The sequence below is a fragment of the Micromonospora arida genome, assembly GCF_003857035.1.
In the GTDB taxonomy this organism is placed as follows: Bacteria; Actinomycetota; Actinomycetes; order Mycobacteriales; family Micromonosporaceae; genus Micromonospora; species Micromonospora arida.
Genome location: NZ_QGSY01000275.1, coordinates 114,577 through 141,482, shown reverse-complemented (window position 1 = coordinate 141,482; position 26,906 = coordinate 114,577). Strand labels below are relative to the sequence as shown.

Here is a 26,906-nt window from a genome sequence, read left to right as displayed (position 1 = left end):
CCCACCCCACCGCCCCGTCGATCTTGCACTTTCTGTCCCGACTTCTGCTACATAAGCCGCAGATCGTCGACACCAAGTGCAAGATCGCGGGAGTCGGTGGGAACGCAGATGGCCCCTGACCGCGTCGCGGTCAGGGGCCATCTCAGCTTCGTGCAGGCGTCAGCGGGCCGTGCCGGCGCGGCGCTTGTTGTAGACGTCGAAGGCGACCGCGACGAGCAGGACGAGACCCTTCACCACCGACTGGGTCGACTGGTCGATGCCCATCAGCTGCATGCCGTTGCTCATCACCGCCATGATCAGACCACCGACCATCGCGCCCACCACGGTGCCCACGCCACCGGTGACCGCCGCGCCGCCGATGAAGGCCGCGGCGATCGCGTCCAGCTCGAACATGTTGCCGGCGGCGGGCTGGGCGCCGTTCGACCGCGACGAGTAGATGACGCCGGCCACCGCCGCCAGGAAGCCCATGTTGACGAACATCCAGAAGTTGACGGTGCGGACCTTCACCCCGGACAGCGCCGCCGCCGACAGGTTGCCGCCGATCGCGTAGACCTGGCGACCGAAGACGGTACGCCGGGTGAGCAGGCCGTAGACCAGGACCAGGACCGCCAGGATGATCAGGACGATCGGCAGCCCTCGGGCGTGTGCCAGCTGCCAGGCGAAGTACATGAGGACCGCGCCGACCAGTACGACCCGGGCGACGAAGAGCGGGAACGACTCGACGGGCTGCTGGTAGCGGATCCGCGCCACGCGGGTGCGGAAGCCGCTGACCGCGTAGCCGGCCACGGCGATGGCACCGATCAGCAATGTGAAGGCGTCGAAGCCCTGCCCACCGAGCAGGCCGTTGAGGAAGCCGGCCGCGACCTGCTGGTACTCGGACGGGAACGGCGACAGCGAGATGTTGTCGAGCACCCGCAGGGTCAGACCCCGGAACAGCAGCATGCCGGCGAGGGTCACGATGAAGGCCGGAATGCCGGCGTACGCCACCCAGAACCCGTGCCACGCCCCGACCGCGACGCCGACGACCAGCGCGGCCACGACGCCGATCCACCAGGGATGGCCCTGCTGGATCACCAGGACGGCGGAGACCGCTCCGGTGAGCGCGACGACCGATCCGACCGACAGGTCGATGTGCCCGCCGATGATCAGGATGACCATCCCGATTGCGAGGACCAGGATGTACGAGTACTGGAGGACGATGTTGGTGATGTTGCCGGGGCTCAGCAGCACCCCGTCGGTCAGGACCGCGAAGAGCGCGACGATGACGACCAGGGCGACGTAGATCCCGCTCTGCCGCAGGTTGTTCAACACCAGCGCCCGCAGGTCGTTCGTCCCGCTGTGCAGGGCGGCGGCGGGCGGGCTGTCCGGGGGCGTGGGGTGCTCCGTCGAAGGGGTCTTGATGCTGGTCATCCGACGAGCTCCTTGTCCTTGGTCATCAGCTCCATGAGGCTCTCCTGAGTTGCCTCGGCCACCGGCATCTCGCCGGTGATCCGGCCGGCGGCGAGGGTGTAGATGCGGTCGCACATTCCGAGCAGCTCCGGCAGCTCGGAGGAGATGACGATCACCGCCTTACCGGCGGCCACCAGCCGGTTGATGATCGTGTAGATCTCGTACTTGGCGCCGACGTCGATGCCGCGGGTGGGCTCGTCGAGGATCAGCACGTCCGGGTCGGTGAACAGCCACTTCGACAGGACGACCTTCTGCTGGTTGCCACCGGAGAGTTTGCCGACCACCGCCATGACGCTCGGCGTCCGGATGTTCATCTCCTTGCGGCTCGTCTCGGCAACCTTGATCTCCTCGTTGCCGTTCACCCAGCCCAGGCGGGACAGCCGGTCCAAGGCGGCGGCGGACACGTTGCGCCGCACGTCGTCGATGAGGTTGAGGCCGTAGCGCTTGCGGTCCTCGGTGACGTAGGCGATGCCGTTGTCGATCGCCTCGGCGACGGTGCGCGCCTGCACCTCCCGCCCGTGGACGAAGAGTCGGCCCCGGATGTCGCGCCCGTAGGACCGACCGAAGACGCTCATGGCCAGCTCGGTCCGCCCGGCGCCCATGAGGCCCGCGATGCCGACGACCTCTCCGGCGCGTACGGACAGCCCGACGCCCTCGACGACCATCCGGTCCTGGACCGGGTGCCGCACGGTCCAGTCCTCGATCCGCAGGACCTCGTCACCGGGGGACGACTCGCGGTCGGGGTAGAAGCTGTCCAGGTCGCGCCCGACCATGCCCCGGATGATCCGCTGCTGGGTCACCTCGTCGGACCGCATGTCGAGGGTCTCCACGGCGCGGCCGTCGCGGATGACCGTGGTCGAGTCGGCGATGGCGGTGATCTCGTTGAGCTTGTGCGAGATCATGATGCAGGTGATGCCCTGCTCCTTGAGGGCCCGCAACAGGTCGAGCAGGTGCGCCGAGTCGATGTCGTTGAGCGCGGCGGTCGGCTCGTCCAGGATGAGCAGGCGCACCTTCTTCGACAGCGCCTTGGCGATCTCCACGAGCTGCTGCTTGCCGACGCCGAGCTGGATGACCGGGGTGACCGGGTTCTCGTGCAGCCCGACGGACGCCAGCAGCTTCGCCGCTTCGGCGTTGGCGAAGTTCCAGTCGATGAGCCCGCTGCGGCCGCGACGCTCGTTACCGAGGAAGATGTTCTCCGCGATCGACAGGTACGGCACCAGGGCGAGCTCCTGGTGGATGATGACGATGCCGTTGGCCTCGCTGTCGCGGATGCCCCGGAACTGCATCGGCTTGCCGTCGAAGAGGATCTCGCCGTCGTACGAGCCGGACGGGTAGACGCCGGACAGCACCTTCATCAGGGTGGACTTGCCGGCGCCGTTCTCACCACAGATGGCGTGGATCTCCCCGCGGCGCACTGCGAGGGTGACGTCCTCCAGCGCGGTCACGCCGGGGAAGGTCTTGGTGATGCGACGCATCTCGAGGATGGTGTCGTCCATGGTCACTGTCCTCCGTCAGGTCTGGACGTGGTACGCGCCCAGGCGTCGGGCCCGGCGGGTGACCGCCGGGCCCGACGAGTGGCTTACTTCTTGGCCTGACCGGCGGCGACCTCTTCCGCCGTCCAGTAGCCGGAGTCGATCAGCGTCGCCTTGATGTCGTCCTTGTAGACGGTCGCGATCGGCAGCAGGTACGCCGGGACGACCTTGACGCCGTTGTTGTACGTCTTGGTGTCGTTGGCCTGCGGCTGCTTCTTCTGCAGGAAGGCCTCGGCCGCGTTCACGGCCTGCTCGGCCAGCAGCCGGGTGTCCTTGAAGACCGTGGAGCTCTGCACGCCGTCGTTGATCAGCTTGATCGAGGCGATCTCCGCGTCCTGGCCGGTCACCACGGGGAGCTTCTTCGCGCCCTTGCCGTAGCCGGCGTTCTGCAGGGCGGTGATGATGCCGCGGGAGATGCCGTCGTACGGCGAGAGCACCCCGTCGACCTTCGAGCCGTCGTTGTAGGCCGAGGTGAGCAGGTTCTCCATCCGCTTCTGCGCGGTCTCCTGCTGCCACCGCAGGGTGGCTACCTGCTCGGGGGTGGTCTGCTTGGACTTGACGACGAGCGTGCCGTCGTCGATGAACGGCTTCAGCGTGTCCATCGCGCCGCCGAAGAAGAACTGGGTGTTGTTGTCATCCAGCGACCCGGCGAAGAGTTCGACGTTCAGCGGCCCCTTGGCGGTGCCCTTCGAGCCGTCCTTGTTCAGCAGGCCGAGACCGACGAGCAGCGCGGTGCCCTGGGCGACGCCAACCTTGTAGTTGTCGAAGCTGACGTAGAAGTCGACGTCCTTGCTGCCACGGATCAGTCGGTCGTAGGAGATGACCGGGATCTTCGCGGCCGCGGCGGCCTGCAGCTGGCTGCTGAGGGCAGTGCCGTCGATCGCGGCGAGGATCAGGACGTCCGCACCCTGGGTGATCATCTGGTCGACCTGCTGCGACTGCGTGGGGATGTCGTCGCCGGCGTACTGGAGGTCGACCTTGTAGCCCTTGGCCTCGAGCTTCGACTTCACCGCGTTGCCGTCGGCGATCCACCGCTCCGAGGTCTGGGTCGGCATCGACACACCGATGGTCAGATCGCTCGGCTTCTCGTCGCCGGACTTCTCACCGCTGCCCGCACCCCCGCCGCTGCACGCCGCCAAACTCAGCGCGAGTGCCGCGCCGCCGAGAGCAACCAGGAATTTCCTGCCCACGGGCTTCTCCTCTCTGGACTCCCCCGCCGACTGCCGGGGCCAACTGTCATCTTTCGGGTAGTGTTAGCGCTCACATAGATTGCGTCAACACCAGATCCGTAATACCGGTGTCACGGTCTCGTAACGGAGCATCTGGGCGAGCGTAGCCATGTGGCCGATCCACCGGAAGGGCAGGACGCGGCGACTCAGCGTGGTCGTCCGCAGCACTCTACAGACCGATGCCCGCGGACGACGTCTGTCGTCCGCGGGCACCAGCATCACGCCGGATCAGGTGGGTCGCCGCGACCTCGGCGGTCGGCGGTCGGCGGTCCCGATCGGCTACCGCTGCGACCACCGCTGGTTCGCCGCTCCGGTGCAGGTCCAGAGGATCACCGTGGTGCCGTTGGCCGTGCCGTTGTTGTTGACGTCCAGGCAGAGACCCGACTGCGTGTTGCTGATCGTGCCGTTGGCGTTGACCGTCCACTGCTGGTTGGTCCCGCCGTTGCAGTCCCAGAGCTGCGCCTTGGCGCCGGCCGTGGCGTTCAGCGGCGCGTCCAGGCACTTGCCGAGAGCTTGCAGGGCCTGACCGCTGCGGGTCCAGCGCTGGTTGGCGGCGCCGTTGCAGTCCCAGATGACCGGTTGTGTGCCGTTGGTCGTGTTGCTGTTCGGCACGTCGAGACAGCGGCCGGAGGCAGCGCTGGCATACGCGCTCGACGTGGTCGGCGGCGGCGTCGTCGGAGGAGTGGTTCCGCCACCGCTGACCCGGTACACCACAGTGCCGTGCGCGGGGACGCTGGCGCTGATGGTCCCGCTGCTGGAGCTGGTGCCACCGGTCCACGCGTCCACCAGGGTGAACGACGAGCCGGACTTGCCGATGGCCGCGGCCGTGGTCGAGATCGTCGTCGTCGAGCCGCCCTGGTTGAAGAGGGCCACGGCGACGTCACCGTTGGCGAGCCGCTTGGCCAGCACCCGACGCGTGCCGTCGAACGACACCTGCGTCCCCTGCAACCCGAGCGAGTCCTGGTTGATCGCGATCAGGTTGGCGTTCTTGAGGATTGTCTGCGTCGCGGCGTTCATGTTCCGCACGTCGTTGCCGGCGATCAGCGGAGACGCCATGATCGCCCACATCGCGAAATGGCTGCGCATCTCCGTGTCGTTCATGCCGCCGCGGCCGATCTCCATCATGTCGGGGTCGTTGAACCCACCCGGCCTCGCGTAGGACGCCAGCGGAACGGTCACGTTGATGATGTTCTGGATGCCCATCGGGTAACCGTTGCTCTGGCCGGTGTCCCACGCGTTGGTGATGTCCTCGGTGGTTCGCCACATGTTCGCCACGTCGCCCCAGTTGCGCTGCGGGCCGGTCTTGGCGTGGATGCTGTTGGAGTTGATGCTGTAGACGATCGGTCGGCCGGTGGCGGCCAGCGCGTCACGCATCTTGGCGAAGGTGGTCACCTGGTCGTTGATGCTGCCCTCCGGCGAGCACCAGTCGTACTTCAGGAAGTCGACACCCCAGGCGGCGAACTGGCGCGCGTCCTGCACCTCGTGGCCACGGCTGCCGGTCGCGCCGGGGTAGGAACCGAAGTACTGCGCGCAGGTCTTGTCGACCGGCACCTGGTAGAGGCCGAACTTCAGGTTCCGGGCGTGCAGGTAGTCGCCGAGCGCCTTCATCCCGCTGGGGAACCGGCCGGGGTCGCCCTGGATGTTGCCGGAGCTGTCCCGGTTGGGGTTGAACCAGCAGTCGTCGACCACGACGTAGTTGTAGCCCAGGTCCCGCATGCCGCTGCTGACGATCGCATCCGCCGTCTGCCGGATCAGCGCCTCGTTGATGTTGCAGCCGAACGAGTTCCACGAATTCCAGCCCATGGGGGGAGTGCGCGCCACGCCGTTGTCCAGTGCCTGCGCCGTCGGGGCGCGAAGGCCGACCAGGGCACCGGCGAGCAGAATTCCGGCAGCCAGTGCGCTCCCCCAGCGACGACCTCGGGTATTGCGGTTCATCGAGCCTCCTTGTCGGTGACGCCCGCCCGTGATTACGATCTCTGGTCGGCACGCCGATAGTGGACGCCAATCTTTGTTAGCGTTAACAGAGACGCCCATCATGTTACGGCGACATTTCACGAGGTTCAATACCTTCACCGCTTAGTATCGCTCGACATCGATTGGTCACGCTGTGCAACCCATCGAGTTGCGTCTTATCGAGCGAGGAAGCCGAAAATTGGCGCACGCTGGCACGGACCCGCACTGCGTGCGCCGCTGGGCGGAGAGCGGCGGCGGGACCGCACCCCGCACTACGCGATGGGCGACCTCCGGTCGGTCCGACCGTCAGCGACGAGGTGGAGCGACGCTCTCGCGGGCGACCAGAGCGGGGGCGATGGTCTGCCGCAGCGCCCCACCGGTGCCCGACTCGATCTGGGACAGCAGCATCTGCAGGCTCGCTCGCGCCACCGCGTCGAAGTCCGGTCGGACGGTGGTCAGCGGCGGAATGAAGTACGCCGCCTCCGGCACGTCGTCGAAGCCGACCACGCTGATCTCGTGCGGCACCCGTCGACCGAACTCGTGCAGCGCCCGCAGCACGCCCAGCGCGAGATGGTCGTTGGCGGTGAAGACGGCGGTGACCTCCGGCATCCGCGCCAGCATCTGCCCGCACCGGTAACCCGACGCCGCGGACCAGTCCCCCGGCATCGGCGGCGGCGGATCCAGCCCGGCGGCCAGCAACGCCTGCCGCCAGCCGTCGATCCGACCCACGCTGTCGAACCAGTCGGTCGGCCCGGAGACGTGCCAGACGGTGCGGTGCCCGGCGTCGAGCAGATGTTGCGTCGCCGCCCGGGCGCCCGCCACCTGGTCGACCGTCACCAACGGCACCGGCCGACCCGGGTCACCGTCGACCGTGACCAGCGGGACATCCTTGGGCAGGCGCTCCAGCGCCTCGCCGGCCGACTCGACCGGGGCGATGACCACGATGCCGGCGACCCGGTGCGACAGGTGCCGCTCGACGGCCGCCGAGATGGAGCGGTGGTCCAGGTTGCGCACGCTGCCGACGCTGACCGCGAAGCCCTCTTCGGCGGCGGTCTGCTCCAGGGCGGCCAGCAGCGACGCCGGACCGTAGAGCGTCGTGTTCTGCGCGACCACACCGATGACCTGTGATCGACCGGTCACCAGAGCGCGTGCCGCGCCGTTGGGGCGGTAGCCGAGTTCGGCGATCGCCGCGCGTACCCGAAGCCGGGTCTGCTCACGGACGTTGGGGTGCCCGTTGAGCACCCGCGACACCGTCTGATGGGAGACACCGGCGAGACGAGCAACGTCCGTCATCGCGGGACCGTGGACGGCCATTTCACTCCCCCCGCTACATCGCCGGCCCGCGGCCCGTCGACGTCGACTGGAGCGGCCCGGCCCGATCCCCCTCGCTCAGTCACCACGCCGGTGCTGAATCCCAGGTGACCAGCGCTGGATCGCCGACAGTCTACGCCAGCAACGGTCCCGAACACGGCACGGCTGTGCGGGGACCACTCCACGCGCCGAAGCCGTACGACGCGATGCCCGTCCGGAGTCGCCAACCAACCGGTACGGGCACGGTCCCGATGTGGTTCGCCGGCCTGCCCTCGCTCCTGGACAGAGCGTGGAACAGGCCGGCGAGGACCTGACGCGGTGGCGCGGACTTCACATGCCGCCAGGGCTGCATCGCCAGCGCCACCGGTCAGATCGATCGTCATGTGACCGGTGTCACGGGGTGGTCAGGTCGAACCGCCGCACGGTGACCGCGCCACCGAGCGACTGCGTCGCGTGGTTGAAGATGGCGAATCGGTAGCCCATGAAGAACTGCCAGTTGTTCGCCAGCGTCAGGGCGTTGCCGAACGAGGTGAAGTTCACCCCGTCGGTGCTGTACGAGAAACGAGCCTGTCGGCCGGAGCCGGGTCTGATGTCGGCGTTGGCGCGCAACCAGATCCGGCCACCGGAGACAGCGGTGCTCGCCACCTCGCTGCCGGTGCTGGTGGTGTTCCAGCTGCCATCCATCGTCAGACCGTTCTGCATGACCAGTCGGGTGGAGCCGTTGTCCCGTCGGACTCCGATCCAGGCCGACGAGTTGCGCAGCACCGCCAGGCCGGTGCGATCACCGTCGCGCATGGTGGAGTAGTCCAACTCGATCGTCGCGGTCGAGGTGGGGCCCTGGATGCGGTGGGTCAGCGTGTTGCGCGCCTTGTACAGGTCGCCCGTGACGGTGGCGGTCTGCAGGTTCAGCCCGTTGTTGACCGACCACTTGCTGTTGTCCGGGTTGTGGTTCCACTCCCACTGCGGGCCGAGCGTGGTGCCGGCGAACGTGTCGGTGCCGGTGAGCGGCTTGACCGCCCGGGGCGGCGCGGGCAGGTTCGGCTTCGGGTACGAGCTGCCCCACGTGCCGTTGACCGTCTGCAGCACGGGCCAGCCGTCGCCGGTCCAGGTGATCGGGGCCAGGGCCGGCATCCGGCCACCGGGGTACGCGTCGACGAAGGACATGTAATACCAGTCGCCGTTCTGGGTCTGCACCAGCCCACCCTGGTGTGGCACACCGCCACCGGAGATCGGGCCGGGCAGGTTGAGCAGCACCTGACGCTGCTCGTACGGGCCGAACGGGCCGTTCGTCGACTTCAGCACGTACTGGCCGTTGGCGGGGCGGGTGAGCCAGATGTAGTAGGCGCCGTTGCGCTTGTAGAAGCGGGCGCCCTCCAGCGTGCCGATGCTCGACGGCGTGGTGTACACCTGCTGGGCGCGAACCTGGGACTTCCCGTCCGCGGACAGCTGCGCCACGCTGATGGTCCCGTTGCCGTACGCCACGTACATGGTGTCGTTGTCGTCGATCAGCATCCCCGCGTCGTAGTAGCAGTTGGGGATGGTGGTGTGCTTGCTCCAGGTGCCGTCGACGGCGGACGCCGTGTAGATGTGGGTCTGCGCGAAATCGATGCACCCGGCCCAGTAGTACGTCCGGTTGCTCGGCCGGTAGTTCAGCGTCGACGCCCAGATGCCGTCGACGTAGGCGTTACCACCGCTCATGTCGTACTTCGAGCCGAAGTCGAGTCGAGGCACGGAGTGACCGGCGAACTCCCAGTTCACCAGGTCGTACGAGCGCAGGACCGGAGCGCCAGGCGAGTAGTGCATGGTGGACGCCGACATGTAGTAGGCGTTGTCCACCCGGATGATGTCGACGTCGGCGAAGTCCTGCCAGACGGCCGGGTTCGAGAACGACCCGTTCGACGGGGGCGGCGTGGTGGGGGGTGGCGTCGTGGGGTCGGTCCCGCCGTCGACGCGGACGAGCTGCCACTGCTGGTTGGTGCCGTTCCAGTCGTCGTACTGCACGATGTTTCCGCCGTCGGCGGTCGAGGCGCCCTGCACCTCCATCGCCTTGTTGCTGTTGCGGTTGATCAACCGGACGTAGCCGCCGTCCGAGTCGGCCAGCCGGAACTGCTGGTTGGTGCTGTTGTTGTCGCTCCACTGCACGATGCTGGCGCCGTTGGCGGTCGAGAAGCCCGAGACGTCCAGCACCTTGCCCGACAACCTCGACTTGAGTCGGTAGTAGCCGCCTCCGGAGTCCACGAACTGCCACTGCTGCTGGTTGCCGTTGTTACGCGTCCACTGGGTGATCCGCGCACCGTCGTTCGTAGCCAGGTTGTACACGTCCACGGCTTTGCCACTGTTGCGGTTCACCAACACGTACCAGGCGCTGGTGTCGACGGTGGCCGCTGACGCGGGCGACGAGGCGACGGCAGCAGCGGCGCCACCGACCACCAGCACCATCGCGGCGACGGCGAGTCTCGACAGCCACCCGCGCCGTCGTGGCGCACCCCGGGGAACCCGACCGATGGAAAGCATGATCCTCCTCTGCTGACGCGAACCGTGCGGTCTGGGTCGGCGTCCGCGGCACCGGGCGGGGCACCGAGCTGACCACGCCCGGCCATGTGATCGCTAACACCGATCGCCCGACCGTCGCGGTGACGAGGTGCCGAAACCGCGGGGGTAGGACGTGCGCGCGGCCGGACCAGCCAACGACATCGACCATCTTGGTTATAGACTGTGAGCGATAACATGCTGTTAGTCAAGGCGTAACACAACCGCCTCGTGGCCCGGATGGCGCACACGCGAACGGGTGGTCCACCCCCGCCCGCAGGCAGGGGTGGACCACCCGTTTCGTGCGGTCCGACCGCGTGAATCAGAAGCCGCGGGCCAGCCGGTAGTAGGCCTGGTTCCAGCGCAGCTCGTCGGCGAAGCGGCGAGGCTCCGTGGCGGCGTCGATGACGACGAGTTCGGTGCGGCTCATCTCCGCCAGGTCGTGCAGCTCCTCCACGCCCACCGCCTGCGACAGCACGGTGTGGTGCGGAGCGCCCGCGGTGATCCACGCCTCGGCCGAGACCGGCAGGTCGGGACGCGGACGCCAGACGGCGCGGGCAACCGGCAACCGGCGCAGCGGCTGGGGCGGCGCCACCACGTCGATCTCGTTGGCCACCAGCCGGAAACGCTCCCCCATGTCGGACAGCCCGAGCACCACGGCCGGACCGGGCGCGGCGTCGAACACCAGCCGGACCGGGTCCTCCCGGCCACCGATGCTCAGCGGATGGATCTCCACGTTGGGCACGTCGGAGGCGATCGTCGGGCAGACCTCCAGCATGTGGGCGCCGAGCACCAACTCGTTGCCCGGGGTGAGGTCGTAGGTGTAGTCCTCCATGAACGACGTGCCGCCGCTCACGCCCACCGACATCGCCTTGAGGGTGCGGACCAGGACCGAGGTCTTCCAGTCGCCCTCACCGCCGAAGCCGTAGCCGTCCGCCATCAGGCGCTGCACGGCGATGCCCGGCAGCTGACGCAGCCCACCGAGGTCCTCGAAGTTCGTCGTGAAGGCCCGGAACCCGCCCGCGTCCAGGAAGGCGCGCATGCCCAACTCCACGCGCGCGGCGTACCGCAGCGAGTCGTGCTGCTCGCCACCGGGCAACAGTTCGCCGACGATGCGGTAGGTGTCCTCGTACTCCTTGACCAGGTCGTCCACCTGCGCGTCGGTGACCTCGCCGACCACCTCGACCAGGTCGTTGACGCCGTAGGTGTTGACCGAGACCCCGAACCGCAGCTCGGCCTCGACCTTGTCGCCCTCGGTCACCGCGACGTCGCGCATGTTGTCGCCGAAGCGGGCCAGGCGCAGCGACCGCATCGCCGACCAGCCCAGCGCGGCGCGGGCCCAGGCCCCGATCCGAGTGGTCACCCGCGGGTCGCTGACGTGCCCGGCCACGGTCTTACGGGCCACACCGAGACGCGTCTGGATGTACCCGAACTCACGGTCGCCGTGGGCGGCCTGGTTCAGGTTCATGAAGTCCATGTCGATGTCGTTCCACGGCAGCAGAACGTTGGCCTGGGTGTGCAGGTGCAGCAGCGGTGTCTGCAACGCGTCCAGACCGGAGATCCACATCTTGGCCGGTGAGAACGTGTGCATCCAGGCGATGACCCCGACGGCACCCTGAGCGGCGGCCTCCCGGCAGACCTGCAGGATCTCACCGCTGTTGGTCAGGACGGGCTTCCAGACCACGCGGGCGGGAATCTGCGGCGAGTCGTCGAGTGCGGCCGCGATCTGGCGAGACTGCTCGGCCACCTGGCGGAGCGTCTCCTCGCCGTACATGCCTTGGCTGCCGGTGAGGAACCAGATCTCGGGTTCGGTGTGTGGTGCCATGGAGTTGCCTTCCGCGAGAGGGGCGGTCACTTGTAACGGATTCCGATGAGGCGCTGAAGGAGGATGAACGCGAAGAGCAGACCGCCAATCACGATCTTGGTCCACCAGGAGTTGAGGCTCCCATCGAAGGTGATGAGGGTCTGGATCACGCCGAGAACCAGCACGCCGAGCACCGTGCCGAAGACGTAACCCGCGCCGCCGGTGAGCACCGTGCCACCGATGACGACGGCGGCGATGACGTCCAACTCCATCCCCACGGCGATCAGCGGCGCGCCGGAGAGGGTGTAGAAGGACAGCAGGATCCCGCCGATGGCCGAGCACAGACCGCTGATCGTGTAGACGGCGATCCGGGTCCGCCCCACCGGCAGGCCCATCAGCAGCGCCGACTGCGGGTTGCCCCCGATGGCGTACACGTTGCGTCCCAGCCGGGTGTAGGCAAGCGTGTACGCGGCGATGACGACCACCACGAAGGCGACCAGCACGCTGATCGACACGAAGTTGCCCTGCGGGTTACCGATCCGCTCCTGCGACATCGAGGTCCAGAACCCGTCGGTGATCGGGATCGACGCGCCGGAGATGAACGTGCACATGCCCCGGGCGAAGAACATCCCGGCGAGCGTGACGATGAACGGCTGGATCTCGAAGAAGTGGATGACGCAGCCCATCAGAAAGCCGAGCGTCGGGCCGATGAGCAGGGCGATGACCAGCACAAGCGCCGCCGGCATGCCGTCCTGCAGCAGCGCGGCCGACACCATCGCCGTCATGGCGACCACCGAACCGACCGACAGGTCGATGCCACCGGTGAGGATCACGAAGGTCATGCCCACCGCGACGACGAGCAGGAAGCCGTTGTCGATGAAGACATTGAAGATGACCTGGACGTTGGAGAACGCCGTGTACTGCGAGACGCCGATGCCGTACATCACCAGCAGCAGGGCGAGCGTCGCCAGGACCGGTATCTGCTTCCTCGGCAGCCGGAACCGGGTACGACCGGCGGTAAGCGTTCCAGTGGTCATGCCGGCACCTGCTCCTTCGGCTTGTCGACGATGGTGGCGGGCGGCGGGGCGTTGCGCCTACGTCGGCTGAACCGGGCCCGGAAGGCCGGCGCCTGGATGAGGCAGACGGCGATGACGACGACCGCCTTGAACAGCAGCGAGGTCTGCGGTGAGATGTCCATGGCGTACACCGTGGTGGTCAGGGTCTGGATGATCAGCGCGCCGATGATCGTGCCGCTGAGGAAGAACCGGCCGCCCGCGAGCGACGTACCGCCGATGACGACCGCGAGGATCGCGTCCAACTCGACCCAGAGACCGGCGGCGTTGCCGTCGGCGCTGGAGACGTTTGCCGTCATCATGAAACCGGCGACCGCGGCGCACGCGGCGCTGATCACGTACACCAGGAAGATGACCCGGCCGGACCGGATGCCGGCGAGGCGGCTGGCCATGGCGTTGCCGCCCACCGACTCGATGATCATGCCGAGTGCGGTGCGACGGGTGAACGCGGCGACCAGCAGGGCCGCGGCGAGGGCGATGAAGATGGCCAGCGGCAGGGTCAGCGCGTGGCCCAGGCCGATCGCCCGGTACGGCTCGGAGTTGATGGTGATGATCTGGCCCTCGGTGATCAGCTGGGCGAGACCCCGGCCGGCCACCATCAGGATCAGGGTGGCGATGATCGGTTGGATACCGATCACGGCCACCAGAACCCCGTTCCAGGCGCCGAGCACGAGCGAGACACCCAGCGCCATCGCGAGGGCGGTCACCACCACGCCAAGGCTGTTCTGGTCGGGCTGCTTGCTGATGTACATGCAGGCGATCGCGCCGCTGATCGCGCAGAGCGAGCCCACCGACAGATCGATGCCGCCGGTGGAGATGACCAGGGTCATGCCCAACGCGACGAGGATCAGCGGTGCGCTCAGCCGCAGGATGTCGATCGGCGTGCCGTACAGGTGCCCGTCCTTGAGCTCGATGGACAGGAACCCGGGCCGGTAGATCGTATTGGCGGCGAGCATGACGAACAGCACGGCGGCGGGCCAGAACAGCCGGTGACCGATCATCGTCCGATAGCGGCTCATGGTGTCGTTCATCGGTCTGCCTCCTCCCGGTGGGATCCGCTGGCAATGGTCTGCATGACGCGGTCGGCGTCCAGGCTCTCGTCGTTGGCGAGCTGCGCGACCATCTGCCGGTCCCGCATGACGGCCACCTTGTGGCTGAGGCGCAGCACCTCCTCCAGCTCGGCGGAGATGAACAGCACCGCCATGCCCCCGTCGGACAGCTGCGTCACGAGCTTCTGGATCTCGGTCTTCGCGCCGATGTCGATGCCCCGGGTCGGCTCGTCGAGGATCAGCAGTCGCGGCTCGGTGATCAGCCACCGGGCCAGCAGCACCTTCTGCTGGTTGCCGCCGGAGAGGTTGCGTACCGGCACCTCCGGGTCGGCGGGCCGGATGTTGAGGGCCTTGACGTACTTGTCGACCAGCTCGTCCTGGCGGCGACGCGGAATGGGCCGCAGCCAGCCGCGGGCCGCCTGCATGGCCAGGATCATGTTCTCGCGGACCGACAGGTCGGCGACGATGCCCTCGGCACGGCGGTTCTCCGAACAGAAGCCCACGCCGTGGTCGATGGCCTGGGCGGGGGTGCGCAGGCTGCCCGCCGCGCCGTCGATCGCGACCTGACCGCCGTCGGCCCGGTCGGCCCCGAACAACAACCGCGCGACCTCGGTACGCCCCGAGCCCAGCAGGCCGGCCAGGCCCACCACCTCGCCGGCGTGGATGGTGAGGCTGAACGGCTCGACCGCACCCGCCCGACCGAAGTCCGACACCGCCACCAGGGGGGTGCCCTCCTCCAGCGCGGCCAGGTCCCGCCGGGAGTGCTCCTCGATGCCCTCCAGGACGTCGAGCTCCTTGCCGATCATCTTCTCGACCAGGGAGAGCTGGGGCAGCTCCGTGGTGAGGTACTCGCCGACGAGCCCGCCGTTGCGCAGCACGGTGATCCGGTCGGAGATCTCGTAGACCTGGTCGAGGAAGTGGGTCACGAACAGGATCGCGATGCCCTCGTCGCGCAGTTGCCGCATGATGCGGAACAGTTGCGCCACCTCGCTGGCGTCGAGGCTGGACGTCGGCTCGTCCAGGATCAGCACCCGCGCTTTGATGTCGATCGCGCGGGCGATGGCGACCATCTGCTGGATCGCGAGCGAGTACGAGCCGAGTGGCGCGCTGACGTCGAGGGCGAGGTCGAGGCGGGCCAGCAGGTCCCGGGCGCGGCGGCGGACCTCACCCCAGCGGACGGCGCCGAGGAGCCGAGGCTCACGGCCGATGAAGATGTTCTCCGCCACCGAGAGGTTGGTGCAGAGGTTGACTTCCTGGAAAACGGTGCTGACACCAGCGGCGGTCGCTTGCATCGGCCCGGTGAACGACACGGGCTCGTCGTCGAGGGTGATCGCGCCCTCGTCGGTGTCGTAGACGCCGGTGAGCACCTTGATGAGGGTCGACTTGCCGGCGCCGTTCTCGCCCATCAGGGCGTGCACCTCGCCGGGGAAGAGCCGGAAGTTGACGTCGTGGAGTGCGCGCACCCCGGGGAAGGACTTGCTGATCCCGGTCATCGTCAGGACCGGACGGCTATCCGTCATCCCATCAGACCTCTTCTGGGTTGTCGACACGGAAGGGCCGCTACGCTCCCGCCACGCCCGCCCGGTCGACCCTGGGGGGCCGCTCGGGCGGGCGTGGTTCGGAGGTCGTCGCGGGCCAAGCCCGGTCCGTTTCGGGTAGGAAAGCGACGCGGCGGGGCCGCCACGCGAACGCGGCGACCCCGTCGTCGATCAGTACTTGCGGTTGGGCAGAGCTTCCTTGGCCTGCTCGGACGTGAAGGTGGTCTCCTGCGTCTCGATCCGAGCAGGCACCTCCTGGCCGTCCTTGACCTTCTTGGCCAGGTCCATCAGCTGCGGGCCGAGCAGCGGGCTGCACTCCGCGATGAAGTTGAACTTCCCGTCGGCGAGAGCCTGCATACCGTCCTTGACGGCGTCGATCGTGATGATGGTGATGTCCTTGCCCGGCACCTTGCCGGCGGCGGTGATCGCCTCGAGAGCGCCCAGGCCCATGTCGTCGTTGTGCGCGAACAGCACGTCGATCTTCGGGTTGGCCTTGAGGAACTGCTCCATGACCTGCTTGCCGCCGGCCCGGGTGAAGTCTCCCGTCTGGGAGGCGATGACCTTCAGGTTCGGGTTGGCGGCGATCGCCTCGGCGAAGCCCTTCTTGCGGTCGTTGGCCGGTGCCGCGCCGGTGCTGCCCTGCAGCTCGACGATGTTCACCGGACCCGAGGCGGTCTTCTTCTGCTCGACCAGCCACTCACCCGCGAGCTTGCCCTCCTTGACGAAGTCCGAGCCGAGGAAGGTCTTGTACAGCGACTTGTCGGCAGAGTCCACCGAGCGGTCGGTCAGGATGACCGGGATGCCGGCGTCCTTCGCCTCCTTGAGCACGGTGTCCCACCCGGACTCCACCACCGGCGAGAAGGCGATCACGTCGACCTTCTGCTGGATGTAGTTGCGGATCGCCTTGATCTGGTTTTCCTGCTTCTGCTGCGCGTCGTCGAACTTCAGCTCGATCCCGGCCGCCGCGGCGGCCTCCTTGATCGAGATGGTGTTCGCGGTACGCCAGCCGCTCTCCGCACCGACCTGGGAGAAGCCCATCGTGATCTTGCCGTCGTCCTTGGTGCCGCCGCCGCCGGTGTCGCTGTTGCCGCAGGCCGCCACGCCGCCGACCAGCAGCACGCTGGCGAGGACCGCGGCAGCGCGCCACCGAACGGACTGCGTTCGCATCTTTCCCATCGAATCTCCTTGGCTGGATGTGGTGGGTAACCGCGCCAACCGCCGAGGTGCGAGAAGCGGCGTACGCGGGTGGTGCGTGCTGGTGCGTCGTGGTGCAGACCGACGGGTCCCGGATGATCGGTGCAGGGGTCAGGAACCCGCCGGTGCGACTGGTTGTTGACCGTAGACGTTCTGGTAACGGTCATAAAGAGCATCGATGTCTGCCTGGGCCATCGGGACCGGCTGCCCAAGGGTGTGGGCGAGGTGCGCGGTACGGGCCACGTCCTCGCACATGACCGCTGCCTTGACCGCCGCGCGGGCGTCGCGGCCGATGGTGAACACGCCGTGGTTGCGCATCAGCACCGCGGGCGAGCGGTGCCCGGCGAGCGTGGCGACGATGCCCTTGCCGATGTCGTCACCGCCGATCAGCGCGAACGGGCCGATCGGGATCTCCCCACCGAACTCGTCGGCCTGGGCGGTGAGGTGGCAGGGAATCGACTCCCCACACGCGGCCCAGGCGGTCGCGTACGAGCTGTGCGTGTGCACGACCCCACCGACCTCGGGCATGGCCCGGTAGACGTAGGCGTGGGCGGCAGTGTCGCTGGACGGGGCGAAGTCGCCCTCGACGAGAACGCCGTCGAGGTCGCACACCACCATCGTGGCCGCGGTGAGGTCGTCGTAGCTCACCCCACTCGGCTTGATCACCATCAGGTCCTGGCCGGGGACCCGCGCGGAGACGTTGCCGGACGTCCAGGCGACCAGGTTGTACCGGGTCAGCTCGGCGTGCAGGCGGGCGACGGTCTCGCGCAGCTCGGCGATCTGTCGGGTCACCTCGGCGTTCACGCCACCACCTCCAGCGGGGTCTCGTGGGTGGTCGCGGCGGTCTCGACCGCCGCGTTGCGGATCGCCCGCAGGCGGAGCATGACGTCGTTGCCGCCACGTCCGAAGTGGTCGTGCAGCGCCCGGTACTCGGCGTAGAGGGCGTCGTAGGCGCGGGCCCGCTCGGGGTCCGGACGGTAGACGGCCTCGTGCACCCGACCCATCGCCTGCGACGCCTCGTGGATCGAGGGGAACTCGCCGGCGGCGACGGCGGCGTGGATCGCCGAGCCCAGCGCCGGCCCCTGCGCCGAGGCGATGATGTTCAGCGGTCGCCTGGTGACGTCGGCGTAGATCTGCATCAGCAGCGCGTTGTTGGTCAGACCACCGGCGATCACCAGGTCGTTCACCGGGACTCCGGCGTCGACGAACGCCTCGATGATCATCCGGGTGCCGTACGCGGTGGACTCCAGCAGGGCCCGGTAGATGTCCGCCGGCCGGGTGGCCAGGGTCATGCCGACGATCATCCCGCTGAGGTCGTGGTTGACCAGCAGGGAACGGTTGCCGTTCCACCAGTCCAGCGCGATCAGGCCGTGCCCGCCGACGGGCTGACTCGCGGCCAGCTCGGTGAGGCGTTCGTGCGAGTCGACGCCGGCCGGGGCGGCATGCTCGACGAACCAGCCGAAGATGTCGCCGACACCGCTCTGCCCGGCCTCGTAACCCCACGCGCCGGGGCTGATGCCGCCGTCCACCACACCGCACATGCCAGCCACCTCGGCGACCTCCGCGCCGTTGACGACGTGGCAGGTGGAGGTGCCCATGATGGCGACCAGCCGACCGGGCTGCACCGCCTGCGCGGACGCCGCGGTGACGTGCGCGTCGACGTTGCCGACGGCCACCGCGATCCCCTCCGGCAGGCCGGTCCAGGCGGCGGCCTGGGCGGTGAGCGAACCGGCCCGGGCGCCGAGGGGCAGCAGCGGACCGTCCAGCTTGGCCACGAAGTCGCCGAAGTTGGGGTTGAGCGCGGTCAGGAAGCCCTCGGAGGGGTAGTGACCGTCCTGCAGGATGCCCTTGTATCCGGCCGTGCAGACGTTACGGGTCTCGGTGCCGCAGAGCTGCCAGACGATCCAGTCGGCCGCCTCGATGAAGCGCTCGGCCCGGTCGTAGACCTCCGGGTCCTCCTCCAGGATCTGCAGACCCTTGGCGTACTGCCACTCGGCGGAGATCTTGCCGCCGTACCGGCCGATCCACGGCTCGGCCCGCTCATGGGCCAGCGCGTTGATCCGGTCGGCGTGCGGCTGCGCGGCGTGGTGCTTCCACAGCTTGACCCAGGCGTGCGGTCGGTCGCGCAACTCGGGCGTCTCGCACAGCGGGGTGCCGTCGGCGAGCGTCGGCAGCACGGTGCAGGCGGTGAAGTCGATGCCGATGCCGACCACCGCCGCCGGGTCCACCCCCGCGGCGGACACCGCCGCCGGGACGGCGTACCGCAGAACGTCGCGGTAGTCCTGTGGGTTCTGCAGGGCCCAGTCCGGGGGCAGCGTTCGACCTCCCGGAAGCGCCGTGCTGATCACGCCATCGCCGTACTCGTGCACCGCGGTCCCCAACTCGGCACCATCGCCGACACGGACCACCAGAGCTCGCCCGGACAGGGTGCCGTAGTCGACACCGACGACGTAGCGGTCGTCAGCTCCGTCCACACGGTTCATGTTCACCTCCACCGTTAACGGGGATAGTGTTAACGCTCACATCCAGGCTCGTCAAGACATCTACCCGCAACAGCTCCGTAACGGAACGCGGAAGGCGGACCGACTCGGGAGGGTAGATAGCGGACCGGCATAAACCCCTAGATTCCACCCCCAACTGCGGCAACCATCCGACGAATGGCGCCCGGGTCCGGTACGGGTGCCACCCGGAGACCCGTCGACAGGCGGCGCGACAGGTCCAGTGCGCCGCATACCGCGGCGTCGCCGTCCGATAGCGACCACTTCTCCCCCGCCGGTGATGGCAGCGATAACATTCCCAGGGCGTCGCGGTCGCGTGCCCGGATCCGCTCGACAGCCATCGACGGCCACGCGGGCTCATGGCTGAGCGCTCCGGAGGGCGACCCACCCACCGCAAAGCCGGACGGCATGCCTGTGTTATCGATAACATTCAACGTCCCGGCGTGCCCGCGCACCCCGGTCGACGCCCGCGCCCAACGCCGCGTCGGGCGGTGCCGGAAAGCAAGATCCACTCGCGCTCCTTGAAGTCGCGGGGTCCTCGGCGGCGTGATCGGCCGACTTCACGAAAGCCGAGTCGATCACGCGCTCGCGCCGCCGACTCGCCGTCCGATCGCGCACTCGCACCGCCGGCCCGCCGGTCGATCACGCACTCGCGCCGCCGACCCGCCGCCCGATCGCGCACTCGCGCCGCCGGCCCGCCGGTCGCACTACGCCACGAGCCGGCGGCCCGACCCCTGTGGGCCGAGCCGCCGGCTCTCCGTTGCGTTGGCGGGACCGAGCGCGCCGGACGGATCAGGCCGTCCGGTTGCGGTTGTACAGGGCCTTGGCCCAGAGGAAGCAGCCCACGGTGATGACGGCGCACCAGACGACCGCGATGATCCCGTTGGCGCCGATCCCGGTACCCAGGAGCAGGCCGCGGAGGGTCTCCATGACGGGAGTGAAGGGCTGGTAGTCCGCGAACCACCGCACCGCGGTCGGCATGGAGTCGGTGGGGACGAACCCGCTGCCGAGGAACGGCAGGAGGATCAGCGGCATGGGCAGGTTGCTGGCCGTCTCGACGCTGTCACTGACCAGGCCGAGGGCGACGGACAGCCAGGTGAGCGCAAAGGTGATCATGGCGAGTACGCCGATCGCGGCGAGCCATTCGACCGGGTTGGCGGTGGGCCGGAACCCGACCAGCAGCGCCACGACGGTGACGGCCGCGAGGCTGAGCATGGTCTGCACCAGGCTGCCCAGTACGTGACCCGTCAGGACCGACGGTCGGAAGATCGACATTGTGCGGAACCGGGCGATGATCCCCTCGGTCATGTCCATCGCGACCGAGATGGCGGTGCCCTGCGCGGCGCTGACCACTGTGATGAGCAAGATGCCGGGGGTGACGTAGTTGGCGTACTGGGAGCGGTCGCCGGACGGGCCGAGACCGGCGCCGAGCGTGCCGCCGAAGACGTAGACGAAGAGCAGCAGGATGATGATCGGGATGCCCATGAGCAGGAACGTCATCGACGGGTACCGCCGCATGTGCAGCAGGTTTCGCCGCAGCATGGTGCTCGAGTCGCGGACGGCGAGGGAGAGGGTGCTCATCGCGCGGGAGCCCTTTCGTGGTCGGGTCGGCCGGCCCGGGTGTCGGGCTGACCGGTGAGGGTGAGGAAGACGTCGTCGAGGTCGGGGGTGTGCACGGAGAGCCCCGACACGCTGATCGAGGCGCTGTCGAGCTGGTCGAGCAGGGCTCGCAGCGAGCCGACCCCGCCGTCACTCGGCACCTGGAGGGTGAGGGCCGCGTCGTCCCGGGTGGCGGCGTCGAACGTCCGGGCCGCCGAATCGAGCCCCTCCTGGTCGGCGAACTGCAACACGACGTGGCCGCCCGGGATGAGCCGCTTGAGTTCGCGCGGCGTGCCCTCGGCGATCAGTCGGCCGTGGTCGAGGAACGCCACCCGGTCGGCGAGCTGGTCGGCCTCCTCCAGGTACTGCGTGGTGAGCAGGATGGTCACGCCCTCGGCGGCGAGCGCACGGATGATGTGCCACATGGCCCGGCGACTGCGCGGGTCGAGGCCGGTGGTCGGCTCGTCGAGGAAGATGACGCGGGGCTCGCCGACCAGGGTCATCGCGAGGTCGAGCCGTCGGCGCATGCCGCCGGAGTACGTCGACACCGGCTTGCCCGCCGCCTCGGTCAGGTCGAACTGGTCGAGCAGGTCGGCGATCCGCCGTCGACCGGCGGCCCTGTCCAGGTGGCACAGGTCGGCCATCAGGATCAGGTTCTCCCGACCGGTGAGCAGGTTGTCGACGGCGGAGAACTGGCCGGTGACGCCGATCAGCGCGCGTACCGCGTCGGGTTCCCGGGTCAGGTCGTGGCCGAAGACGCGGGCGTTGCCGCCGTCGGCGTCGATCAGGGTGGAGAGGATCTGCACGGTGGTGGTCTTGCCGGCGCCATTCGGACCGAGCAACGCGAAGATGGTGCCCTCGGTGATCATCAGATCGATGCCGTTCAGCACGACCTTGTCGCCGTAGGACTTGCGCAGGTCTGTAGCGACGATCGCGGGGTTCATGGAGCTGGTCATGATCTCCTCATTTGTGGTCGGCGGAAGGCGGTGGGTCAGGCGCGGCGGATCATGATGTCGCCGAAGGAGGTGTTCGCGCGGACCTCGACCGTCTCGTCGGTCTGCGCCGGGCTGTCGGTCGACTCCAGCGCGTTGTGCACACGGCCGTGCTTGGAACTGACGTCCAGCCAGGCGGCCGTCCCGCGACGGATGCCGACCTCGATCGCGCCGTAGGAGGTCTGCAACTCGACAACTCCCCGGACGACCTCGCCCAGCCGGAGGTTGCCGTAGGCGGTACGGGCCGTCACCGAGGCCAGCGAGGTGTCCACTGTGACGTCGCCGTAGGCCGTGTTGATCCGGACGGCGCCGCCGCCGCTACCGATCCAGCAGTCACCGGAGGAGTTCTTGATCTCGGCGCTGCCGTCGACGACTCCGAGACGCACCTTGCCGGACGACACCTTCACCCGGGCGGAGCCGAGGACTCGCTCGGCCGCGACCTCGCCGTGGCTGGAGTCGATGTCCAACGGCCCGGTCTCGTCGAGCCGGATGTTGCCACCGGTCTTGATGCGGCACTCGCCGAGCCGACCCTCGCAGCGGAACGCCGCCCACGACGACTCGGCCTGTACACCCGATCCGGTCGGCAGCTCGATCAGGACGTCGACCGACGGCCCGGCACCGAACCCGTAGCGACGCCAGCTCTTCGGCACCCTGACCACCAGTTGTCCGGCGGCGTACTCGACTGTGGTCTGCTCGGCGGCACTCAGGTCGGCCTTGCTGGACGGGTCGCGGGGCCGCACCGTCACCACCGTGTCGGTGCGGTCGCTGGCGGCGATCCAGACGTCCCCGACCGGGATCTCGATCCGGGCGGAAATCGCTTCTGGCGTGTCGAAAACAGGCATGGTGGTCTCCCGAAAGGTGGTCGGCGGAGGTCGCCGCTGGTCAGCGGCGTGATGGGGTGGGGTACGAGGGGATCAGCGGGCCCAGCCGGTGAAATGCTGGCCGGAGCGCGGCTCCGGACGGCGGGGCGGACGACGCTCCGCCTCGCCCCCACCGACGGCACCGGCGACCGCGCGCACCAACCAGGCGTTGACGGAGAGCCCGGCGCGCCCGGCGGCCTCTTCGACGCTGGCCTTGAGGTGGTCGGGCAGCCGCAGGTTGATCCGTGAGGTGCCGCCGTCGTCACCCTCGGGCGCGGACACCGGCACCGACAGCGGTGGCGGGCCACTGGGCTCGCTCGCCACCTCGCCCGGCGGGCTGGCCGGCGTCACCACGAAGTCGGGCTCGCGCCCGCGCAACCGAACGTGCACCGAGCCCGGCGCGAGGTCGCGGGTGATCTCGTCGGCCGCGTCGGACAGCGCTTCGAGCAGCGTGAGACGGGTGGCCGCCTCCAACTGCGCGAAGAGTCGTTCGGCCAGCGCCCGGGCCTCCGGGTCCACGCCCTCCGCGGCCACGGCGAACTCGTTACGCAGGTTCTCGACGTATGACCTCAGCTCCATGGCACCATCATGGCACCACTCTGGCTCAGAGTGCAACAGCTATGGCTCAGAAAGATGCCGCCGCTTGGCTCCACCGGTGGTCACCTGGCTCTCAGAGGTCGCCGAAGAGCCTCCGGACCAGGTGATTCGCGTCCTCCTGACTCAGGCCGGAGGCGACCAAAAGGTCACTGACGGTCGTCCGGACCTGTGCCACCACCACCGCACCGGAGAAGCCAACGCCGTCCCGATAGGCGTGCCCGGCCGTCCGGACCGCTCGTAGCGCCTGCTCCCGGGCTCGGTTCGGCTCGGCGCCTGCGGCGAACTGCCGCTTGAGCAGGCGGACCGCCTCGGCGAGATCGGCCACCGCCATCGGCAGCGACTCCGGCACCGGCTCGCCGTCCTCGATGAGCGTCACCGATCGTCGGATCAGGGTGCCGCTGTTGCGCATCGCCCGGTCGATCGGCTCCGCCGCCTGCGCGTAGCGGCCCACCGGCCCGTGCCGTTGATGCCAGTACACCGGTGACAGGATGCTCGCTTCCCGGGCGCCCTGGGTCGCCTCAACGAACGCGTTCAACCGGCCCGCGCTCTGCCGCAGCTCACCTCGGGCGGTACGGGCCCGAGCGGCATCCCGCTCAGCCAGCGCCTCGGCGGTGGCGTCGAGCTGGGTCGCGAGGAGATCCAACGCCGGCCGCGCAGCCCGGTTGAGCACCCGCAGCGGGTTCAGCGGCAGCAACACGGCGGTGACCAGCAGGGCCACCCCTCCCCCGATGAGCGCGTCCACGAACCGGGGGATCTCAAGATCCCGGACGGTTGGGCTGAGCGTGGCGATGAGCACCGCCGTCGCCCCCGCCTGGATCACCACCGCCGCGCTGCCCGCGAGGAAGAGCGCGACGACGATCGCCAACACGACGATCAGGGCGAGCTGCCACCACCCGGTGCCGATCACCAGGAGGAGCAGGTCGCCGATCAGCACTCCGACGGTGACACCGATGATCAGCTCGACGGTGCGACGCAACCGCTGGCCGACCGACGCGGCGAGCGTCGAGACGGCGGAGATCGGCGCGAAGACCGGCTGCGACACCTGCAGCAGCGAATGCGCCACCAACCAGGACAGCGCCGCAGCCAGGCCGGCCTGTAGGGCGAGGCCACCGATGGTTCGTACCCGACGGACCCGGTCGCGCAACGCGGCCACCAAGCGGTCCCACCACCGGGCGACGGTCGACGGGCCCGCGTCCGCTCCGCGCCGACCGGCAGCGACCATGGCGGCACCTACCCCGCCACGACCGGATCAATCCTCGCCGGCATGGCCCGGCCGGTGACCGGCGGTCACGCCCGGCCTGGGCGGTAGCACCCCGGCCGGCGGAGATTGGGGGCGTCCGGATCGGGTAGACCCGGCTCTGCCGCCACCGCGGTCGGCGGCCCGGGACGTGACGTCGGGCCGGGTCGCGGGACAAGGGCTGCGAGACGCTCGGGGGAACGTCGGATGGATCAGCGCGGTTGAGCGGGCCGGACGACTCCGGCGACGTCGTGGAGCTACGGGTACACGGAGTCTCCGGCGCGAGCGCCGCACAGGTGCTGGACCTGCAACAGACCGGGCAGGTCGCCGGCGACCGCAGTGGCGGGTTCTACCGGCCGCGCCCCCGGTATTCGGACAGCACCGGCGCGCACGGGGTGACGCTTGAGGCGTACCGCTGGGGTGACCTGCCCTCCGGGACCGTGGCCCGCACCCTGGCGGTGGTTTTCCTGCTCCCCTTCATGCTGGTCAACGTCGCGATCTGGATGCGCCCGGCGAACCCGAGTTCCGAGGCGACGGTCAAGTCCCTGTGCCGCCTGCTGGCGCTCACCCTCACCGTGTTGTACGTACTCGCCATCGCCGGCGTCGCCCTGGACCTCGTCGGTTGGAGGTGCCTGGCCTCGCCGGACTGCCTGGCCGGACGCAGTTGGTTGTCCTGGTTGGGTGGACGGCCGGTCGGACTGCGGCTGGCGGTGCTCGCGCTGGTCCCGGCCGCCGCGATCGGCCTGGTCTGGCGGGTCAGCTGCCGTCCGGGGCGGTCCTTCGAGGCGTTTCGGGCACCGGATCAGGGCAGCTCCCCGTCTCGGCTCGGCACCGTCGGCCAGTGGGACGCCGAACCGCTCGTAGGTCGGCTGCGCGCCGTCCACGTCGCCGCGGCCTTCGCGACGCTGGACCTCGTCCTGCTGCTGGCCCGAGGCGCCGGTGACGCCTCGCCGGCCACTATCGCGCTGACGGCGGTCACGGGGGTGCTCCTGACGGGCTGCGTGGGGCTGCTCTGCACACCCCCGTTGATGGACCGGACCCCCGGCGACCAGCGGCTCGACCGGGTCACCCGCACCCTCCGGACCGCTGCCATCGTCCTGACCGTTGTCGTGGTGGCACACGTGCTGATCAACTCGGAGCCGTGGCCGCAGGAGCGCGGGCTCCCCGGCTACGACCCGACCCTGGCCGGTCTGTTCGTGACTCAGACGACGCTGTTGGCCGCCCTGGGCGTGGTGCTGCTCCGGCACCGCCGCTGGGAGCGGGGAGCCACTCCGATGTTCGGGCTGGGCCCTCTCGTGGTCGCCGCCACCGGGATCAGCATGGCGGTGGCGTACTCCGCCGAACTGGTCTACCGGGTGGCGGACTTCCTGGACCGCGACGTGCCGACCGGAGAGGGCATCGCCTCCGGCCCGCCCCGGGCCTACACCTGGGCGATCTACGGCTTTCTCCGGGCGTTGCTGGTCACGGTGATCATCGCTGGGCTCGTCGTCCTGCTCTCCCGCCGGGGTCGTCGTCGAGCCGGTGCGACGATCGTCGCGCGGGACTTTCCGAACCCACCGGCCGAGGCAGGGCCCCGACTGCGGCAGATCCGGGACGCGATAGCTCGGGCTCGCTTCACCGAGAAGCTGGTGCCGCTGGCCGTGCTGTACGGCTGTCTCGCCGGGCTCGCCACTGCCACCACCACCATCGGCCTGCTGGGGCAGTTCCCGAGCGACGTGATCGAGCGGAACGTGGGATTGCCGGCGGACGCTGTCACGTTCGGCATCGCGTTCGGTAGTTGGGTGATCGCGGCGATCATTCTCGGGCTGATCATCGGCGGCATCTTCGCGTACCGGACCGAGCCGTACCGCCGACACATCGGCGTCCTCTGGGACCTCGGCACCTTCTGGCCGCGGGCCGCCCACCCGTTCTCACCGCCCTGCTACTCGGAGCGAGCGGTGCCGGAACTGGCCCGCCGGATCACCTACCTCGTCGAGCGCGGCGACGCGGTGCTGCTCACCGGGCACAGCCACGGCTCGGTTCTGCTCGCCGCCACGGTGCTCCAACTGCCACCACAGGTCGGCGACCGGGTCGCCCTGCTCACCCACGGATCCCCGCTGCGCCGCCTCTACGCACGACTCTTCCCCGCGTACGTCGACGACGCGGCACTGCACGAGATCGGCCGGCGGGTGGGTTGGCGGTGGGTGAACCTGTGGCGCGACACCGACCCCATCGGCGGCTGGGTCTTCTCCCCCCGCACGTCGCCCACGCCGGCCAGCACCGGTGACCCGGCCGCCGCCGTGGATCGTCGACAGCGTGACCCCTGTGACGTGGTGGCACCCCCCGGGGACAGCGTCGCCCCACCCATCCAAGGGCACTGGCCGAGCGAGTCCGACGAGCCGTTCACCGAGGCGGTACGGGAGTTGGTGCAGCGACTTGGTGGGCGGGCCGGCCCGCCCCGGACGCCCAGGTGACGGGCCGGC

Annotated in this window: 19 protein-coding genes; 1 reads left to right on the top strand and 18 read right to left on the bottom strand. The window is 69.0% G+C overall.

Annotated features, from left to right (window positions below):
* Positions 1-159: 159 nt before the first annotated feature.
* From mmsB to DLJ58_RS27950, 18 genes are all read right to left on the bottom strand, one after another.
* The gene (mmsB, locus tag DLJ58_RS28035) at positions 160-1,410 is read right to left on the bottom strand and encodes a multiple monosaccharide ABC transporter permease (RefSeq protein ID WP_124860737.1); all 1,251 of its coding nucleotides are present in this window, start codon (positions 1,408-1,410) and stop codon (positions 160-162) included.
* Positions 1,407-2,945 (bottom strand): multiple monosaccharide ABC transporter ATP-binding protein, encoded by a 1,539-nt coding sequence (gene mmsA / locus DLJ58_RS28030; RefSeq protein WP_124860735.1) that lies wholly within the window; start codon positions 2,943-2,945, stop codon positions 1,407-1,409. Before mmsA ends, mmsB begins: the two co-directional genes overlap by 4 nt.
* Before the next feature lie 83 nt (positions 2,946-3,028).
* A complete protein-coding gene (gene chvE, locus DLJ58_RS28025; RefSeq protein ID WP_124860733.1) occupies positions 3,029-4,171 on the bottom strand; it encodes a multiple monosaccharide ABC transporter substrate-binding protein in 1,143 nt (380 codons plus the stop codon).
* A gap of 318 nt (positions 4,172-4,489) precedes the next feature.
* The gene (locus tag DLJ58_RS28020) at positions 4,490-6,145 is read right to left on the bottom strand and encodes a glycoside hydrolase family 27 protein (RefSeq protein WP_124860731.1); all 1,656 of its coding nucleotides are present in this window, start codon (positions 6,143-6,145) and stop codon (positions 4,490-4,492) included.
* A gap of 324 nt (positions 6,146-6,469) precedes the next feature.
* On the bottom strand, positions 6,470-7,456 hold the full coding sequence (locus DLJ58_RS28015) for a LacI family DNA-binding transcriptional regulator (RefSeq protein ID WP_208741369.1): 987 nt from the start codon (positions 7,454-7,456) through the stop codon (positions 6,470-6,472).
* Between the two features lie 411 nt (positions 7,457-7,867).
* Entirely contained in the window at positions 7,868-9,988 is a 2,121-nt protein-coding gene (locus DLJ58_RS28010) for a family 43 glycosylhydrolase (RefSeq protein ID WP_124860727.1), read from the bottom strand.
* Positions 9,989-10,325: 337 nt separating this feature from the next.
* Complete coding sequence (gene araA, locus DLJ58_RS28005; protein ID WP_124860725.1) at positions 10,326-11,828, bottom strand: L-arabinose isomerase; 1,503 nt, start codon at positions 11,826-11,828, stop codon at positions 10,326-10,328.
* 26 nt (positions 11,829-11,854) lie between these two features.
* Positions 11,855-12,844 (bottom strand): galactofuranose ABC transporter, permease protein YjfF, encoded by a 990-nt coding sequence (yjfF, locus tag DLJ58_RS28000; protein ID WP_124860723.1) that lies wholly within the window; start codon positions 12,842-12,844, stop codon positions 11,855-11,857.
* Positions 12,841-13,911 (bottom strand): ABC transporter permease, encoded by a 1,071-nt coding sequence (locus DLJ58_RS27995; RefSeq protein ID WP_124860721.1) that lies wholly within the window; start codon positions 13,909-13,911, stop codon positions 12,841-12,843. Before DLJ58_RS27995 ends, yjfF begins: the two co-directional genes overlap by 4 nt.
* Positions 13,908-15,449, bottom strand: coding sequence for a sugar ABC transporter ATP-binding protein (locus DLJ58_RS27990; RefSeq protein WP_124860719.1), 1,542 nt, complete (start codon positions 15,447-15,449; stop codon positions 13,908-13,910). Before DLJ58_RS27990 ends, DLJ58_RS27995 begins: the two co-directional genes overlap by 4 nt.
* 189 nt (positions 15,450-15,638) lie before the next feature.
* Positions 15,639-16,643: an ABC transporter substrate-binding protein gene (locus DLJ58_RS27985; protein WP_425271352.1), complete on the bottom strand. Its 1,005-nt coding sequence runs from the start codon at positions 16,641-16,643 to the stop codon at positions 15,639-15,641.
* 129 nt (positions 16,644-16,772) lie between these two features.
* Positions 16,773-17,465: an L-ribulose-5-phosphate 4-epimerase gene (locus tag DLJ58_RS27980; RefSeq protein WP_181518457.1), complete on the bottom strand. Its 693-nt coding sequence runs from the start codon at positions 17,463-17,465 to the stop codon at positions 16,773-16,775.
* Positions 17,462-19,144, bottom strand: a complete 1,683-nt coding sequence (araB, locus tag DLJ58_RS27975) for a ribulokinase (RefSeq protein WP_124860717.1) — start codon at positions 19,142-19,144, stop codon at positions 17,462-17,464. Before araB ends, DLJ58_RS27980 begins: the two co-directional genes overlap by 4 nt.
* A gap of 807 nt (positions 19,145-19,951) precedes the next feature.
* Entirely contained in the window at positions 19,952-20,740 is a 789-nt protein-coding gene (locus tag DLJ58_RS27970) for an ABC transporter permease (RefSeq protein ID WP_124860715.1), read from the bottom strand.
* Positions 20,737-21,714 carry an ATP-binding cassette domain-containing protein gene (locus tag DLJ58_RS27965; protein ID WP_124860713.1) on the bottom strand — a complete coding sequence of 326 codons (978 nt, stop codon included), beginning with the start codon at positions 21,712-21,714 and terminating at the stop codon, positions 20,737-20,739. Before DLJ58_RS27965 ends, DLJ58_RS27970 begins: the two co-directional genes overlap by 4 nt.
* A gap of 35 nt (positions 21,715-21,749) precedes the next feature.
* Positions 21,750-22,592: a DUF4097 family beta strand repeat-containing protein gene (locus tag DLJ58_RS27960; RefSeq protein WP_124860711.1), complete on the bottom strand. Its 843-nt coding sequence runs from the start codon at positions 22,590-22,592 to the stop codon at positions 21,750-21,752.
* Between the two features lie 72 nt (positions 22,593-22,664).
* Complete coding sequence (locus DLJ58_RS27955) at positions 22,665-23,189, bottom strand: hypothetical protein (RefSeq protein ID WP_124860709.1); 525 nt, start codon at positions 23,187-23,189, stop codon at positions 22,665-22,667.
* Between the two features lie 91 nt (positions 23,190-23,280).
* On the bottom strand, positions 23,281-24,429 hold the full coding sequence (locus DLJ58_RS27950; RefSeq protein WP_124860707.1) for an FUSC family protein: 1,149 nt from the start codon (positions 24,427-24,429) through the stop codon (positions 23,281-23,283).
* 236 nt (positions 24,430-24,665) lie between these two features.
* On the opposite strand from DLJ58_RS27950, the gene DLJ58_RS27945 reads away from it, so the two are divergent.
* Positions 24,666-26,897: a hypothetical protein gene (locus DLJ58_RS27945; RefSeq protein WP_124860705.1), complete on the top strand. Its 2,232-nt coding sequence runs from the start codon at positions 24,666-24,668 to the stop codon at positions 26,895-26,897.
* Positions 26,898-26,906: the final 9 nt, after the last annotated feature.

What these genes read in the sequence shown, in the direction of transcription:
- DLJ58_RS27985 (WP_425271352.1), bottom strand. Translation starts at nt 16,643, where the DNA reads ATGGGAAAGATGCGAACGCAGTCCGTTCGGTGGCGCGCTGCCGCGGTC.
- DLJ58_RS27965 (WP_124860713.1), bottom strand. Translation starts at nt 21,714, where the DNA reads ATGACCAGCTCCATGAACCCCGCGATCGTCGCTACAGACCTGCGCAAG.
- DLJ58_RS27950 (WP_124860707.1), bottom strand. Translation starts at nt 24,429, where the DNA reads ATGGTCGCTGCCGGTCGGCGCGGAGCGGACGCGGGCCCGTCGACCGTC.
- yjfF (WP_124860723.1), bottom strand. Translation starts at nt 12,844, where the DNA reads ATGACCACTGGAACGCTTACCGCCGGTCGTACCCGGTTCCGGCTGCCG.
- DLJ58_RS27955 (WP_124860709.1), bottom strand. Translation starts at nt 23,189, where the DNA reads ATGGAGCTGAGGTCATACGTCGAGAACCTGCGTAACGAGTTCGCCGTG.
- DLJ58_RS27995 (WP_124860721.1), bottom strand. Translation starts at nt 13,911, where the DNA reads ATGAACGACACCATGAGCCGCTATCGGACGATGATCGGTCACCGGCTG.
- DLJ58_RS28020 (WP_124860731.1), bottom strand. Translation starts at nt 6,145, where the DNA reads ATGAACCGCAATACCCGAGGTCGTCGCTGGGGGAGCGCACTGGCTGCC.
- DLJ58_RS27960 (WP_124860711.1), bottom strand. Translation starts at nt 22,592, where the DNA reads ATGCCTGTTTTCGACACGCCAGAAGCGATTTCCGCCCGGATCGAGATC.
- DLJ58_RS28010 (WP_124860727.1), bottom strand. Translation starts at nt 9,988, where the DNA reads ATGCTTTCCATCGGTCGGGTTCCCCGGGGTGCGCCACGACGGCGCGGG.
- DLJ58_RS28015 (WP_208741369.1), bottom strand. Translation starts at nt 7,456, where the DNA reads ATGACGGACGTTGCTCGTCTCGCCGGTGTCTCCCATCAGACGGTGTCG.
- araB (WP_124860717.1), bottom strand. Translation starts at nt 19,144, where the DNA reads ATGAACCGTGTGGACGGAGCTGACGACCGCTACGTCGTCGGTGTCGAC.
- araA (WP_124860725.1), bottom strand. Translation starts at nt 11,828, where the DNA reads ATGGCACCACACACCGAACCCGAGATCTGGTTCCTCACCGGCAGCCAA.
- mmsB (WP_124860737.1), bottom strand. Translation starts at nt 1,410, where the DNA reads ATGACCAGCATCAAGACCCCTTCGACGGAGCACCCCACGCCCCCGGAC.
- DLJ58_RS27990 (WP_124860719.1), bottom strand. Translation starts at nt 15,449, where the DNA reads ATGACGGATAGCCGTCCGGTCCTGACGATGACCGGGATCAGCAAGTCC.
- DLJ58_RS27970 (WP_124860715.1), bottom strand. Translation starts at nt 20,740, where the DNA reads ATGAGCACCCTCTCCCTCGCCGTCCGCGACTCGAGCACCATGCTGCGG.
- mmsA (WP_124860735.1), bottom strand. Translation starts at nt 2,945, where the DNA reads ATGGACGACACCATCCTCGAGATGCGTCGCATCACCAAGACCTTCCCC.